A 14,358-nucleotide genomic window follows, 5' to 3' on the forward strand; every position below is an offset into this window, starting at 1 on the left:
TCACCCCCGCCTGATCAGCGGCAAACCGCGGTAACGGCCTTCAAAGTAGCGCTTCTCGACATCCTCACCCTCTCGCCCTTCAAAATCCTGAATGGAAAAAACACTGGTTGCACCATTGGCATCGCGCTCAGTGATCCAGAACTGATCACGCCGCAGAATTTTTGCATTCATTAGATGAGTATCGTGTGTGGTAAATATCAGCTGAGTATCCAATCCGCTATCGAGATGTTTCCCGATCAGATCAGCAACGATTTCAGGATGGAGGCTGCTGTCCAACTCATCGACAGACAGTATTCCGCTTCCATCTGCGCGATTGATCATGAACCAGGGCAGCCAAAAGCCAATCAGGTTTTTTGTGCCTCCGGACTCCTCTGAAAAATCAAACTCTGCTGTTCCCAAAAGACTTGTATGTGTCAGGGTTACTTTGTCTTTTTGGGCCGCCGCGAAGAATTCTTTAAGCGTGAGCTTTTTCTTAGTCGGAACAGCATCTGCATCCTCAGTATTGAGTTGAATAGCAGACACTGGAATATCCACGGCCCTTAAGAACTCCTTTAAATCGACTGTGTAATCCGAGGCAATCTGCAAAAACCTGATGGAGGCAGCAGACAGCCCCATCATATTGTTCTGCTCAATGACAAGAAGACCGGTTTGAAACCAGGTAAACGGCGCTCGCAACTGAGTCAGTTCTTCGCTGCTGTTCGCAACGGCCTGCGAAATAAATAACACCTTCGGGCTCGTCAGACGCCGCCAGGCGTTGTGGACATCTTTCCCCCCCTCAAGACTTGAACCAAAAACATACTGCTCCCTCATCACCAAAACGACGTTCATACAGCAGTGTTTCTTTCCCTTTGGGATAGGAGACCAGTTGTTCCTTGACTATCCGTTGCGAAGTAATGCGCAGGACAAACCGATATCGGAGCCCTTTTTGAATGAAGTTGTACTCAAAAAAACTGGGCTCGTTCTTGAGCTGCGGATCAAAACGAAACGGTGAAACCGGCAGCGGTTCATCATTTGAGGATGGGGTCGTTGCGAGAAGGAGTCCCATGATCCCCATCGCCTGGATGAGGGAAGACTTACCGGACGCGTTTGGCCCGTAAATCGCCGCTACCTTCAACAAGTCCGGTAGTTTTTCGCCACTCACGGAAGGTTTGAATACATTGCGCTTTTTACTCAGGCGTGGGGTCGCAACCATGGACAGGGTTTGCGCCTCACGGAAGGAGCGATAATTGGAAACCGAAAATTCGATCAACATGTAGAAATCCTGCACTTAATTCCGGAAAGCAGAATAAATATAGGAAAAACCATTCATTTGGCGCTGTCTCCCTGCACCTCGTGCAAAAACAGGAAATTCCTACAGATGGGGCCTTCAAGTAAAGGCAACGATTCCTACAACAAGCGTCGCCAGAGTAGACTTGGCGCCGCGAGCACCTGAACGATAGTCTTCATCCCGTCGCTGCAAAATCAGCGACCCGGGGTCGAAGCCGGAACAATCAAAACGGTGCTTACACGCCCCCATAGAACTATGGCTATTTCATGCCTTCAGTTCTGCTTTATGGCGGGCCGTGTGGCGCGGGCCTTCCGGCTTCCGTTTTGATTGGAAGTGTCCCGACTTCGAACGCCACTCGGTTCGCCACCCAATCTGTCGAAGGGTTGGTGGCGACTTTCCCAATCAAAACGGAAGTCACCTTAATGTCTAAGCAGGCTCGAAATTCGTCCAGAACAGCCTTATGCCGTCTTCTGGGAGGCAGGTCATGACCCATCCTCATTTCATCCCTACCGTCTTCACCCGTCACAACCGATTCCTCCACGCCATCATGCAAGCTAACCAAGCCTGGTTCTGCGTCCAAGACCTTGGTCGCTTAATGGGCCGACCGCTGGACCAACGACTCACCCTGAAGCTCGATCCTGATCAACGCCAATATGTCTGGCTGCTGAAGAACGGCAAAACGGTCGAATCACTGATGGTCAGCGAATCAGGGATGTACGCCCTGCTCGTTCACCATTTCGTCCCGGAAAACCGAAACCTGCGCCAGTGGCTGAGCAATGAGGTCATGCCAATGTTGCGTGATTCGAACGCGGTATCGGTGGGAAACATCCCGAGCCTGAGTTCGTTGCAGTGGGCTGGGATCTCTGTGCCGCTTCTGCATTGGCAGCATCAAGCCTGGATCAAATGGCGGGACATGCCTGACCTGATGCAGGCACAACGGCCATTCACGATTTGTAGCCGTTGACCTGATGCACAAAGGGACGGACTTCTACAGTCCGTCCCTTTGGTTTTCCACTCAATCTCCTACCGTTAAAACCGCGAAACACTCCGCATCGCATCCACCAGATATCGCATTGCAATCCGGTCACTCTCCGACAGCTCACGATACCGCTCCACCAACTTTAACTCCTCCGAACTGAGCCGACGCCTTCGCCGACCGGTGGCCAGGCAGGGGAAGATTCCTAATATTTCAGTGATGCCTTGTACTTTCGACATGGACGATGTCCTTCTATATGTCAGAGAAAACTTCAAAACCGCATCGCCCTATCACTTTCAGCGGCCGCCTTGTGGCTGCTGAACCCACCGGCCTGAAGGGCCGAAACCGGTCATGCCTCATAGAATAGAAATTAAATCGGCGCTGAAAAGCGTTTTTAGAGTAATTAGTCGAAAAAAGCAGATATGCCCTATAAATCAGAAAGTGCTGTGAGAAACGTTACCTGAAATGTCTTGTTTCATTGCCGCACTATCGCTGTGCCATCAATCATTTTTGCTCTGCAACCGAACGGTTTAAGCTATTTGGCATCTCTTTAAGGTCCGTTGCGTTTGGCCAAGGCATGTCCGAACCGTTATTTCTGATCCAGCACGTGCCAGGAACGGCGCGGGATTGTTCACGACAGGTTGTACTTATGCACCGCAGGAATTTGCTCAAAGCCTCCATGGCCATCGCGGCTTACACTGGTCTCTCGGCCACCGGTCTGTTGGCCGCGAACGCCTGGGCTGGTAGCGGCGCCGCCGATGGAGACGCCGTGGCGTTCGACTTCGAAGCGCTGAAGAGCCAGGCCAAACAGCTCGCCGGCAAGCCTTATCAGGACACCAAACAGGTGCTGCCGCCGACGCTGGCGACCATGTCGCCGCAGAACTTCAACGCGATCCGCTACGACGGTAATCACTCGCTGTGGAAGGACTTGAAAGGCCAACTGGACGTGCAGTTTTTCCACGTCGGCATGGGTTTCAAGCAACCGGTGCGCATGTACAGCGTCGATCCCAAGACTCGACTGGCGCGCGAGGTGCATTTCCGCCCGTCGCTGTTCAACTATGAAAAAACCACCGTCGACACTAAACAGCTCAAAGGCGATCTGGGTTTCTCCGGATTCAAGCTGTTCAAGGCTCCGGAGCTGGATCGGCATGACGTATTGTCCTTCCTCGGCGCCAGCTATTTCCGCGCGGTAGATGCCACCGGCCAATACGGTTTGTCGGCCCGCGGATTGGCGATCGATACGTATGCCAAGAAGCGCGAAGAATTCCCGGACTTCACCAAGTTCTGGTTCGAGACCCCGGACAAGGACAGCACCCGTTTCTTGGTGTACGCCCTGCTCGATTCACCGAGCGCCACCGGCGCCTACCGTTTTGATATCGATTGCCAGGCCGAGCGTGTGGTGATGGAAGTTGACGCCCACGTCAATGCCCGCACCGCCATCGAGCAACTGGGCATCGCGCCGATGACCAGCATGTTCAGCTGCGGCACCCATGAACGGCGCATGTGCGACACCATTCACCCGCAAATCCACGACTCCGATCGCCTGGCGATGTGGCGCGGCAATGGCGAATGGATCTGCCGCCCGCTGAATAACCCGGCCACCCTGCAATTCAATGCCTTTGCCGACACCGACCCGAAAGGATTTGGTCTGGTGCAGACCGATCACGAGTTCGCCAGTTATCAGGACACCGTCGACTGGTACAGCAAGCGCCCGAGCCTGTGGGTAGAACCTACAACCGCATGGGGCGAAGGCTCTATCGATTTGCTGGAAATTCCTACAACCGGCGAAACGCTGGATAACATCGTCGCCTTCTGGACGCCGAAAAAACCGGTCGCGGCCGGGGACTCCCTCAACTACGGCTACAAGCTCTATTGGAGCGCTCTGCCACCGGTGAGCACGCCGCTGGCGCGGGTCCACGCGACCCGTTCGGGCATGGGTGGCTTCATTGAAGGCTGGGCCCCGGGCGAGCATTACCCAGAGGTCTGGGCGCGACGCTTTGCCGTGGACTTCACGGGCGGCGGTCTGGACCGCTTGCCCGAAGGCGCGGGGATCGAGCCGGTGGTGACCTGCTCTAACGGCCAGGTGAAGGACTTCAACGTATTGGTGCTCGATGACATCAAGGGCTACCGCATTACTTTTGACTGGTACCCGACCAATGACAGCGTGGCTCCGGTGGAGCTGCGGTTGTTCATTCGCACCAATGACCGGACGTTGAGTGAAACCTGGTTGTACCAGTATTTCCCGCCTGCGCCTGATAAGCGTAAGTACACCTGACGGTAAGTGGGCGCCTGAACCGGCCCCTTCGCGGGCAAGCCCGCTCCCACAGTGATGGGGTTGTTCACAAAATTTGTGTACGCCGCCGATCCTTGTGGGAGCGGGCTTGCCCGCGAAGGCGGCAGGACAGCCGACAAACCTCTCGACACAAAAATGCAAAAGCCCCGGTCAACACGACCGGGGCTTTTTTGGTTTTACAGCCGCATTCAATCACGCAAATCCGATTCATGAATCGGCTGGTCACGATGGGTAGCCCGATGATATTGCGCCGGCCAAATAGCTTTGTGCCCGCCCAGATCGTCATCGGCATGCAGCGGCCAGTACGGATCACGCAACAACTCCCGGGCGAGGAAGATGATGTCGGCCTGACAGGTACGCAGAATGTGTTCGGCCTGAGCCGGTTCGGTGATCATTCCTACGGTGCCGGTGGCAATACCTGACTCCTTGCGTACACGCTCGGCAAAACGGGTCTGGTAACCGGGGCCTGTAGGAATCTCGGCGTTTACCGCCGTACCGCCCGATGAGACATCGATCAGGTCCACGCCCAGGTCTTTGAGGCGCCGCGCCAACTCTACAGTTTCATCCGGGTTCCAGCCGTCCTCCACCCAATCGGTGGCCGACACCCGCACAAACACCGGTAATTCTTCAGGCCACACCGCACGCACCGCTTCGGTGACTTGCAGCACCAGCCGAATCCGATTCTCGAACGAACCGCCGTACTGATCGCGCCGCTGATTGCTCAGAGGCGAAAGAAATTGGTGCAACAGGTAACCATGGGCGGCGTGTACTTCGACCACTTTGAAACCGGCGGTCAGTGCCCGTTGGGCCGAATCGACGAAGGCCTGGATAATGTCAGCGATTTCGCCTTCATCGAGCTGCTTCGGTGGTGTGTGCTGAGGGTCGAAAGCAATCGGCGAAGGGCCAACCGGGATCCAGCCGCCATCTTCCGGCTTGATGCTGCCATGCTTGCCGAGCCACGGCCGATGCGTGCTGGCCTTACGCCCGGCGTGGGCCAACTGGATGCCGGCAACGGCGCCTTGGGCAGCAATAAAGCGCGTAATACGCTGCAAGGATTCGATCTGTTGATCATTCCAAAGGCCGAGGTCCTGGGCAGTGATGCGCCCATCGGCGGTGACCGCCGTGGCTTCGGTGAATACCAGTCCAGCGCCGCCGATGGCGCGGCTACCGAGATGGACCAGATGCCAGTCATTGGCCAGCCCATCGACGCTGGAGTACTGGCACATCGGTGACACCGCAATGCGGTTAAGCAGGGTCAATTGACGAAGGGTATAGGGTTCAAGCAGCAGACTCATGGGGCACCTCTCGAATCAGTGGGCAGGCTCCAGGGTTCTGTTTGAATAGTCGACGAGTGACAGGAAAAAGGTGCAGCACCCGCCCCCGCGGGCAAAAAATTCGACAAAACGTCACAAGGATAATCAAGCAGTGCTTAGAGCCTAGTCGACATCGGCAGATCAGGGAGGGTTCCGAGAGATTCGGTGTGAGGGAAATCGCTTTCGCGGGCAAGCCCGCTCCCACAGGGTTGGCGCAAATCCTGTGGGAGCGAGGCTTGCCCGCGAAGGCCTTAACGCGGTTCGATGTGGGCAATCATCAACTGAACGGTCTCGTTCCCACGGAACTCATTGAGGTCGAGCTTGTAAGCCAATTCAACCCACTTGATGGTCGGATTCGGCCAGATATCACGGTCGATACCGAAGGCAATGCCGTCCAGTTTCACCGAACCGCATTCACTTCTCAGCACCACTTTGAGGTGCCGCTCACCCACGACGCGCTGCTCAACCAACTGGAACACCCCGTGAAACAGCGGCTCCGGGAAGTGTTGCCCCCAAGGCCCGGCATGGCGCAGGGCGCGAGCCAGTTCCAGGTGAAACTCTTCGACCGCCAAAGTGCCGTCCGACAACAGGCGCCCGGTCAGGTCTTCTTCACGCAATTGCCTGCGTACTTCAGCGTCAAAGGCCTCGGCAAACAACGGAAAATTCGCTTCCGGCAACGTCAGGCCGGCCGCCATGGCGTGGCCGCCATATTTGCTGATCAGGTTCGGATGCTGCGCCGCGACCACGCTCAAGGCATCGCGAATATGAAAGCCCTGGATCGAACGCCCCGAGCCCTTGAGCAGCCCATCGCCGGCATCGGCAAAGGCAATGGTCGGACGGAAATAGCGCTCTTTCATACGCGAGGCGAGGATACCGATGACACCCTGGTGCCACTCGGGATCGAACAGGCACAGGCCGAACGGCATCGATTCCAGCGGTAAATCCTTGAGCTGGGCCAGCGCCTCACGCTGCATGCCCTGCTCGATGGATTTGCGGTCCTGGTTCATGCCATCCAGCTGAGCGGCCATTTCACGGGCAGCGCCCGCGTCTTCGGTGAGCAGGCATTCGATGCCCAGGCTCATGTCATCTAGACGCCCCGCCGCGTTCAAACGCGGGCCAAGGATGAAGCCCAGGTCGGTGGAGGTGATGCGCGAAGGGTCACGCTTGGCCACTTCAAGAATCGCCTTGAGCCCCGGCCGCGCTCGCCCGGCGCGAATCCGCTCCAGGCCCTGATGCACCAGAATCCGGTTGTTGGCATCCAGCGGAACCACGTCGGCGACGCTGCCCAGCGCCACCAGGTCCAGCAGTTCGCCAATATTCGGCTGCGGCTTGCTCTCGTACCAGCCCAGGCTGCGCAAGCGCGCGCGCAGGGCCATCAGCACATAGAAAATCACCCCGACACCGGCCAGGGCTTTGCTCGGGAATTCGCAACCCGGCTGGTTCGGATTGACGATGGCATCGGCCAACGGCAGCTCATCGCCGGGCAAGTGGTGATCGGTGACCAACACCTTGAGTCCGGCCTTTTTCGCCGCGGCCACGCCTTCGACGCTGGAAATGCCGTTGTCCACGGTGATCAGCAGTTGCGGCTCGCGGGTCAGCGCCACTTCGACGATTTCCGGGGTCAGGCCGTAGCCGTACTCGAAGCGGTTCGGCACCAGATAGTCGACATGCGCCGCGCCCAACAGGCGCAACCCCAGCATGCCCACAGTACTGGCCGTCGCACCATCGGCGTCAAAGTCGCCGACGATCAGAATCCGCTGACGTTGCTCCAGGGCCGTCACCAGCAAATCCACCGCCGCCTCGATGCCTTTGAGCTGCTGATACGGAATCAGCCGCACCAGGCTTTTGTCCAGTTCAGCCTCCGATTGCACGCCCCGCGCCGCGTAAAGACGGGTCAGCAGCGGTGGAATATCACCGAGAAATGGCAGGGTGTCGGGCAACAGGCGAGGTTCGATGCGCATGGGGTGACAGGTGCTTCTCTTGAATACGTAGGATAAAACCGGGTAACGCGGCCAAGCGGCGAATAATCAGCCGCGTTCGCCGGCCAGCCATTGCAACTGGACTTCGTGCTGACCACGGTCGTCGGTGACGAAAATCGTGCCTTCGCTGATCATCACGTCCCACTTGATAACGCGCGGCATGTCCTTGGCCAGGGTTTCCAGCACTTCCTGGGGCACGGCGGCGATATTGACGTTTTTCAGGGTTTTGATCGCCGGGATCACTTTGCCTTCCCAGACACGCAGGCTGCCGTAGGCCAGCAGGCTGGTGCGTTCGGTGCGGCGCGAGCACCAGGTCAGGCGATCGGCGTCTGGCTGGCCGACTTCAATCCAGTGCAGGACACGATCATCCAGGCTCTTTTCCCACAGCGCTGGCTCATCCACGTCTGACAGACCGCGACCGAAGGACAACTGCTCGTTGTACCAGAAGGCGTAGGCCAGCAGCCGCACGGTCATGCGTTCTTCGGTTTCCGAAGGGTGACGGGCGATGGTCTGCTTCACGTTCTCGTAAACGCTGCGGTCGAGGTCGGTGAGGTTCAGTTCAAACTTGTAGGTGGTGGACGGCTGGGCCATGAACGGGCTTCTTGATACGAGGAAAGGCGGCAAGTCTAACCGATGCAACCGGCAATCAACGAATTGAAGGCGATCAACTTTGGGCTATGAGCGTCGGCCTATGTTAAAACTCTGCATCCGCTCAGCCTTTGTCCTACAGGATTTCGCATGCCGTTCTCCAACAAACCGCTCTCAGGTCTGAAAGTCATCGAATTGGGTACGTTAATTGCCGGGCCGTTTGCCTCGCGTATTTGCGGCGAGTTCGGCGCCGAAGTGATCAAGATCGAGTCCCCGGACGGCGGTGATCCATTGCGCAAATGGCGCAAGTTGTATGAAGGCACCTCGCTGTGGTGGTTCGTTCAGGCGCGCAACAAGAAGTCTCTGACCCTGAACCTGAAACACCCGGATGGCCTGGCGATTCTGAAGCAGCTGCTCAGCGAAGCAGACATCCTGATCGAGAATTTTCGCCCCGGCGTGCTGGAAAAACTCGGTCTGGGCTGGGAAGTCTTGCACGCGTTGAACCCAAAACTGGTGATGGTACGGCTCTCGGGCTTTGGCCAGACCGGGCCGATGAAAGATCAGCCAGGCTTCGGTGCGGTGGGTGAATCCATGGGCGGCCTGCGCTACATCACCGGGTTCGAGGACCGACCGCCGGTGCGCACCGGGATTTCCATCGGTGATTCGATTGCTGCGCTCTGGGGCGTGATCGGCGCACTGATGGCCTTGCGTCATCGCGAGGTCAACGGCGGCTTGGGCCAAGTGGTGGATGTGGCGCTGTACGAAGCGATCTTCGCCATGATGGAAAGCATGGTCCCGGAGTTTGACGTGTTCGGCTTCATCCGCGAACGCACCGGCAACATCATGCCGGGCATCACGCCCTCCTCCATTCACACCAGCGCCGACGGCAAACACGTGCAGATCGGCGCCAACGGCGATGCGATCTTCAAGCGTTTCATGCTGATCATCGGTCGCGAAGACCTGGCTAACGACCCTGTGCTGGCCAGTAACGACGGACGCGACAGCCGTCGCGATGAGATTTACGGGGTGATCGATCGCTGGGTCAACTCACTGCCGCTGGACGCGGTGATCGAGCAACTGAACCAGGCTGACGTTCCCGCCAGCCGAATCTTCAGTGCCGAAGACATGTTCAGTGATCCGCAGTACCTGGCCCGGGAAATGTTCTTGCAAGCCAAGCTGCCCGACGGCAAGGACTTCAAGATGCCCGGTATTGTGCCAAAACTCTCTGAGACGCCCGGCAGCTCCGAATGGGTCGGGCCGCAGCTGGGTGAACACACTGCGCAAGTACTCCACGACCTTGGCTACGACCCGGCACAGATCATACGGTTGCGTGAAGACGGGGCCATTTAAGCTGAAGCGCCTGCTTTCATCCGCAATCGATTACGTCGGCGTCGGGCGTGTGCTGGCGGTGCTCGGGTTGTTGGCGGGGCTGATGTCCCCGGCCCTGGCGCAACCTAAAGAGCATTTGCTCTGGCTGCTGCGCGATCTGCCGCCCGTGACGATCTTCGAAGGCCCGAAAAAAGGCCAGGGGGTTATCGATCAACTGATGCCGCTGTTGATCGCCGGCATGCCGCAATACGAACACACCCTGATGCGGGTCAATCGCGCCCGTGGCATGCAAATGCTCCATGAAAAATCTTTTACCTGCGACCCTTCGCTGATCTGGAGCGAGGAGCGCGAACAATGGATAGCCTTTTCCATTCCGGCTTTCCGGGCGGTCAGCAATGGGCTGGTGATTCGACGTGAAGATCGGTCGGTGCTGGAGCCCTTTCTCATTGGCGATGAAGTCGATTTGGCAGCACTGCTGGCCAGCCGTCGAGAGAAGGTCGGTGTGGTCGCCGAGCGCCGCTACGGTCAGTTCCTCGACACGCTGCTGCAACAGGCGCCGCCCGGCGTGCTGACGCCTCACTACGGCAACAACGCCCTCGGCAGTCTGTTGCAGATGCAGCGCCTGGGTCGTTTGCAGGTGGTCCTGGGTTACTGGCCGGAAATCCGCTATCAGGCTCGTCAGGAAAATATTACCGATGAGCAGTTGGAATTCTATTCGGTCAAAGGCACGGGCAAGTACCTGTCCGGGCACATCGGTTGCTCGAATACGCCCCAGGGGCGACAGGCAATCAGTGAAATCAATCAGCTATTGCGTGCCCTGCCCCGCGAGCGCCTGGACCCGCTGTACGCCGATTGGCTCGATCCGCAAAGACGCAAGGACTACCTGGAAGAAACCAGGGCCTTTTTCGAGCGTCAGGCCGCACAATGACAAATCGCAGGCAAAAAGAAACCCCGAGAAGTGGGGAGACGACTCGGGGTTAAACGTGGCCTATATAAAGACCAGTAACAACAAGCTACAAGCACCGGAGCACAATGCTTGATCCTGCTGTTACATGGTCTGACTGACCTTGGCGCAGGAAGGTTCCCACAAAGAACAATTCAATTTCGGCTGGCCAGGATCTTGTCCTGAGCAGCATTGCGCAACGCCGCGATGACACAGGGTTCCAGACGTCCCTCAGCGATCAGCACGTCGCGGTGCAGCCCGTCGACGACATCCGTCAGCAGACGTTTATCGGTTAACTGGGTCTGATTGAACGTCCGTTCGACGACGATAGCGCCGCTCGTACTCTTCAATGTCACCAGGCATTCGCCATGGGCACCCGATGGGGTCAACTTGACCTGATACGGGCTCAGAGCCTCACCGAGCAATAGACTGATACTTTCCATCTCGATCACCACTCAATAGTCCGAAAACAAAGTGCCTGAGGCGTGTCCACAGTAAATGACCACAGGCCCGAGAAGAAAGTTCTGGATTCCAACGGCAGGCGCACCGGCGCCTCTGGTAGTTAGAGCATGCACGGTAAAGATGACAGTAAAAAAACAGCTGATTCACGCTTAATGCGCTCAGTTAACGATTTGAAACATCCCTGTGGGAGCGAGCCTGCTCGCGATAGCGGCGGATCACCCAACATTGATACTGGAATGTACCGCCGTCATCGCGAGCAAGCCCGCTCCCTCAGGTTCTACGCCTGACTGACAGGCATTGCCGCTTCATACCTGCCTTGTACGCTTGCCGATATCGCTCCATCCGCCCAGCAGTCCCCGCAATTGACCGTCAGCACTGTAGAACGGCACCGTCCACTGGTAGATATCCCTGACGCCGTCCTTGAACATCAACTGACGTTCGCTGAAGCGAGTCTTGCGAGTACCGAGCTGGGCCATGAACTCGGCGTGCAGCTGTTCGGCGGTCTCTTTGGGCAAGACATCGAGTTCGATCAATTGTCGCCCCTGAACCTGGTTGAAACGGGTCGACAAGCGCTCCTCATAACTTTTGTTGCACATGATCAAACGCCCTTCCAGATCACGCACGAACATCGGATCGGGCATGGCGTCTATCAAGGCGTGCTGGAATGCGAGCTGGTCATTGAGGTCTTTCTCGGCGTCCCGACGTTGCTTGATCAGTGCAGCGAGCCGACGGTTCCAAAGCAATGAAAGCAGGCCGAACAGGCTAACGATGAATAGGCTCCAACAGCCCCACTGGGTTATACGCTGCCAGGCCGAAGGCGCGTGTACCGGCGCAATTCCGTTCAACCACTTCAGGCGCATGGCGCGTAACTCGACGGGGGGAAATGCCTCGAGCGCCTTGTTGAGGATGCTCAATAACTGCGGCTGTCCTTTGCGGACTGCCAAATGATCAGCCTCCCATTTGCCTTCGACCGCATGCCCTACCTTGAGCCGGCCCAAGGGATAGAGCTGCGCTCCGATTTCGTTTTCAATGGTGGCGTAGGCCTCGCCACTTTCCACCAGTGCCCGAGCTTCAGCGTAGGTTTTGACCGAGCGCAGCTCGATCGCCGGGTAGTCCCGACGAATTACACCCTCCAGGGCGTGCCGGGTCGGTAGCACCAGGACTCTTTTCGAAAGCTGTTCCAGCGACTGTAACGCTGGCGTACCTGCCAGTCCCACGAGCACCCAGCCCGCCCCGCCGAACGCATGGCTGAAATCCAGAAACACCTTGCGCTCGTCATTCATTGCCAGCGTCGTGCTCATGTCCGCCGCACCGCTTTCCAGCCGCTCCAGAAGTTGGTCGGTGGAAAACGACTCTTCATGGACGAACCGCAACCCTGTCATGGCGCTGATGCGGTTGAGCACATCGTTGTTCAAACCGCTCCAGTGACCGTGCTCATCCTTGAACAGATACAGCGGGTACTGCGCCGATGCGACGATAACCATCGGATGTTCAGCGATCCATTGCCGCTCCTGAGCATCCAGCTCAATGCGTGCGACGGTGGCTGGCTCCCGGGATTCATGTGTCGCCAATTGTGCGGCCTTTACCCCTTGCCCAAAGCCCAGGGCGCCCAGCAAAAATATCCAGCACACGGCTGGTTTAAACCCTCTGAAAAACAGCATTGCCACTTCCTTGGTGATCGTCTCGCCCGTCCTTCATGGGCGGCTCTTCATTTACGAAACCCGACAAGTGTGGCATGCAGAAATGAGAAAGCCCGTCAGGAGACGGGCTTCAAAATGTGACAGCTTTTGCCGGTTACAATGGCTTACCGCGGTTGCCATGCTGACTGACAAAGGCCTGCACGGCTTTCAGATCGTTCGGCAACACGGTGCAACGTTCATCTCGCTCAAACAAATCAGAAAGATGTGCAGGTAGTTCGAGCGCTTTTCCTACACCGGCTTTTTCCACTGCTTCCGGGAATTTGACCGGATGAGCGGTGCCCAGGATCACCATCGGGATGTCCAGGCTGCGGCGGCATTCACGCGCGGCCTTCACGCCGATGGCGGTGTGCGGGTCCAACAGCTCACCGGTTTGCTCAAAGACTTCGGCAATGGTTTCGCACGTTTGGGCGTCGTCCACCGCCAGCGAATCGAACAGCTTGCGTGCTTCGGTCCAGCGTTCCTGTTCGACGCTGAAACCGCCACCCTGCTTGAATGTGTCCATCAAACCGGCAATCGCTGCGCCGTTGCGACCGTGCAGGTCGAACAGCAGGCGTTCGAAGTTCGACGAGACCATGATGTCCATCGACGGCGACAGCGTGGCGTGCAGGGTTTCCTTGACGTACTGATTGCCGCTCATGAAGCGGTGCAGGATGTCGTTGCGGTTGGTGGCGACGATCAACTGGTTGATCGGCAAACCCATGTTGCGCGCCAGGTAACCGGCGAAGATATCGCCGAAGTTGCCGGTCGGCACCGAGAACGATACCGAACGCGCCGGGCCGCCCAACTGCAGGGCTGCGTGGAAGTAGTAAACGATCTGGGCCATGATCCGCGCCCAGTTGATCGAGTTCACCGCCACCAGGCGCGTGCCCTTGAGGAAGCTCTGGTCGGCGAAGCTGGCCTTGACCATTTCCTGGCAGTCATCGAAGTTGCCTTCGATGGCGATGTTATGGATGTTCTCGCCGAAGATGGTGGTCATCTGGCGACGCTGCACTTCGGACACACGGTTGTGCGGGTGCAGGATGAAGATGTCGACGTTTTCGCAGTGCTTGCAACCTTCGATCGCCGCCGAACCGGTGTCGCCGGAGGTAGCGCCGACGATCACCACACGCTCGCCACGCTTTTCCAGCACGTAGTCGAGCAGACGACCCAGCAGTTGCAGGGCGAAGTCCTTGAATGCCAGGGTCGGGCCGTGGAACAGCTCCAGCACCCATTCGTTGCTGTTCAGCTGACGCAACGGCGCCACGGCGTTGTGGGAAAACACGCCATAGGTTTCTTCAAGAATCTTTTTGAAATCGGCATCGGGGATGCTACCGGTGACGAACGGACGCATCACCCGGAAGGCCAGCTCGTGATATGGCAGGCCGGCCCAGGAAGCGATTTCTTCCTGGGTGAAACGTGGCAGGTTTTCCGGGACGTACAGACCACCGTCGGTGGCGAGACCGGCCAGCAGGACGTCTTCGAAATTCAGGGCCGGTGCCTGGCCGCGGGTACTGATATAACGCATGACT

General features: G+C 57.5%; 11 protein-coding genes and 1 pseudogene. 4 read left to right on the forward strand and 8 right to left on the reverse strand.

Annotated features, from left to right (window positions below; all coding sequences use genetic code 11):
• Positions 1 to 1,252: pseudogene (locus PSH65_RS26435) on the reverse strand (ATP/GTP-binding protein).
• A 499-nt stretch (positions 1,253 to 1,751) separates the two neighbouring features.
• On the opposite strand from PSH65_RS26435, the gene PSH65_RS26440 reads away from it, so the two are divergent.
• Complete coding sequence (locus tag PSH65_RS26440) at positions 1,752 to 2,231, forward strand: Bro-N domain-containing protein (RefSeq protein ID WP_305423279.1); 480 nt, start codon at positions 1,752 to 1,754, stop codon at positions 2,229 to 2,231.
• 65 nt (positions 2,232 to 2,296) lie between these two features.
• Here the strand turns inward: PSH65_RS26440 and PSH65_RS26445 are convergent, their stop codons facing one another.
• Positions 2,297 to 2,482, reverse strand: coding sequence for a hypothetical protein (locus tag PSH65_RS26445; protein ID WP_038979098.1), 186 nt, complete (start codon positions 2,480 to 2,482; stop codon positions 2,297 to 2,299).
• Positions 2,483 to 2,892: 410 nt separating this feature from the next.
• On the opposite strand from PSH65_RS26445, the gene PSH65_RS26450 reads away from it, so the two are divergent.
• Positions 2,893 to 4,518 (forward strand): glucan biosynthesis protein D, encoded by a 1,626-nt coding sequence (locus tag PSH65_RS26450; RefSeq protein WP_305423280.1) that lies wholly within the window; start codon positions 2,893 to 2,895, stop codon positions 4,516 to 4,518.
• Positions 4,519 to 4,724: 206 nt separating this feature from the next.
• Here the strand turns inward: PSH65_RS26450 and PSH65_RS26455 are convergent, their stop codons facing one another.
• The 3 genes from PSH65_RS26455 to PSH65_RS26465 form a co-directional block, all read right to left on the reverse strand.
• On the reverse strand, positions 4,725 to 5,831 hold the full coding sequence (locus PSH65_RS26455; RefSeq protein ID WP_305423282.1) for an NADH:flavin oxidoreductase/NADH oxidase: 1,107 nt from the start codon (positions 5,829 to 5,831) through the stop codon (positions 4,725 to 4,727).
• A gap of 269 nt (positions 5,832 to 6,100) precedes the next feature.
• Positions 6,101 to 7,810: a single-stranded-DNA-specific exonuclease RecJ gene (recJ, locus tag PSH65_RS26460; protein WP_305423283.1), complete on the reverse strand. Its 1,710-nt coding sequence runs from the start codon at positions 7,808 to 7,810 to the stop codon at positions 6,101 to 6,103.
• Positions 7,811 to 7,876: 66 nt separating this feature from the next.
• Positions 7,877 to 8,419, reverse strand: coding sequence for a YaeQ family protein (locus tag PSH65_RS26465; protein WP_007940622.1), 543 nt, complete (start codon positions 8,417 to 8,419; stop codon positions 7,877 to 7,879).
• Positions 8,420 to 8,566: 147 nt separating this feature from the next.
• Here PSH65_RS26465 and PSH65_RS26470 point away from each other — a divergent pair, with 147 nt between their 5' ends.
• Both PSH65_RS26470 and PSH65_RS26475 read left to right on the forward strand, forming a co-directional pair.
• Positions 8,567 to 9,766 carry a CaiB/BaiF CoA-transferase family protein gene (locus PSH65_RS26470; protein WP_305423284.1) on the forward strand — a complete coding sequence of 400 codons (1,200 nt, stop codon included), beginning with the start codon at positions 8,567 to 8,569 and terminating at the stop codon, positions 9,764 to 9,766.
• A complete protein-coding gene (locus PSH65_RS26475; RefSeq protein WP_305423285.1) occupies positions 9,747 to 10,673 on the forward strand; it encodes a TIGR02285 family protein in 927 nt (308 codons plus the stop codon). Before PSH65_RS26470 ends, PSH65_RS26475 begins: the two co-directional genes overlap by 20 nt.
• A 170-nt stretch (positions 10,674 to 10,843) precedes the next feature.
• Here PSH65_RS26475 and PSH65_RS26480 read toward each other — a convergent pair whose 3' ends face one another.
• From PSH65_RS26480 to thrC, 3 genes are all read right to left on the reverse strand, one after another.
• Positions 10,844 to 11,131 (reverse strand): DUF3509 domain-containing protein, encoded by a 288-nt coding sequence (locus PSH65_RS26480; protein ID WP_305423286.1) that lies wholly within the window; start codon positions 11,129 to 11,131, stop codon positions 10,844 to 10,846.
• 324 nt (positions 11,132 to 11,455) lie between these two features.
• Positions 11,456 to 12,811: a transporter substrate-binding domain-containing protein gene (locus tag PSH65_RS26485; protein WP_305423288.1), complete on the reverse strand. Its 1,356-nt coding sequence runs from the start codon at positions 12,809 to 12,811 to the stop codon at positions 11,456 to 11,458.
• Between the two features lie 133 nt (positions 12,812 to 12,944).
• Positions 12,945 to 14,354, reverse strand: coding sequence for a threonine synthase (gene thrC, locus PSH65_RS26490; protein WP_305423290.1), 1,410 nt, complete (start codon positions 14,352 to 14,354; stop codon positions 12,945 to 12,947).
• Positions 14,355 to 14,358: the final 4 nt, after the last annotated feature.

Source organism: Pseudomonas sp. FP603 (assembly GCF_030687415.1).
Taxonomy (GTDB): domain Bacteria; phylum Pseudomonadota; class Gammaproteobacteria; order Pseudomonadales; family Pseudomonadaceae; genus Aquipseudomonas; species Aquipseudomonas wuhanensis.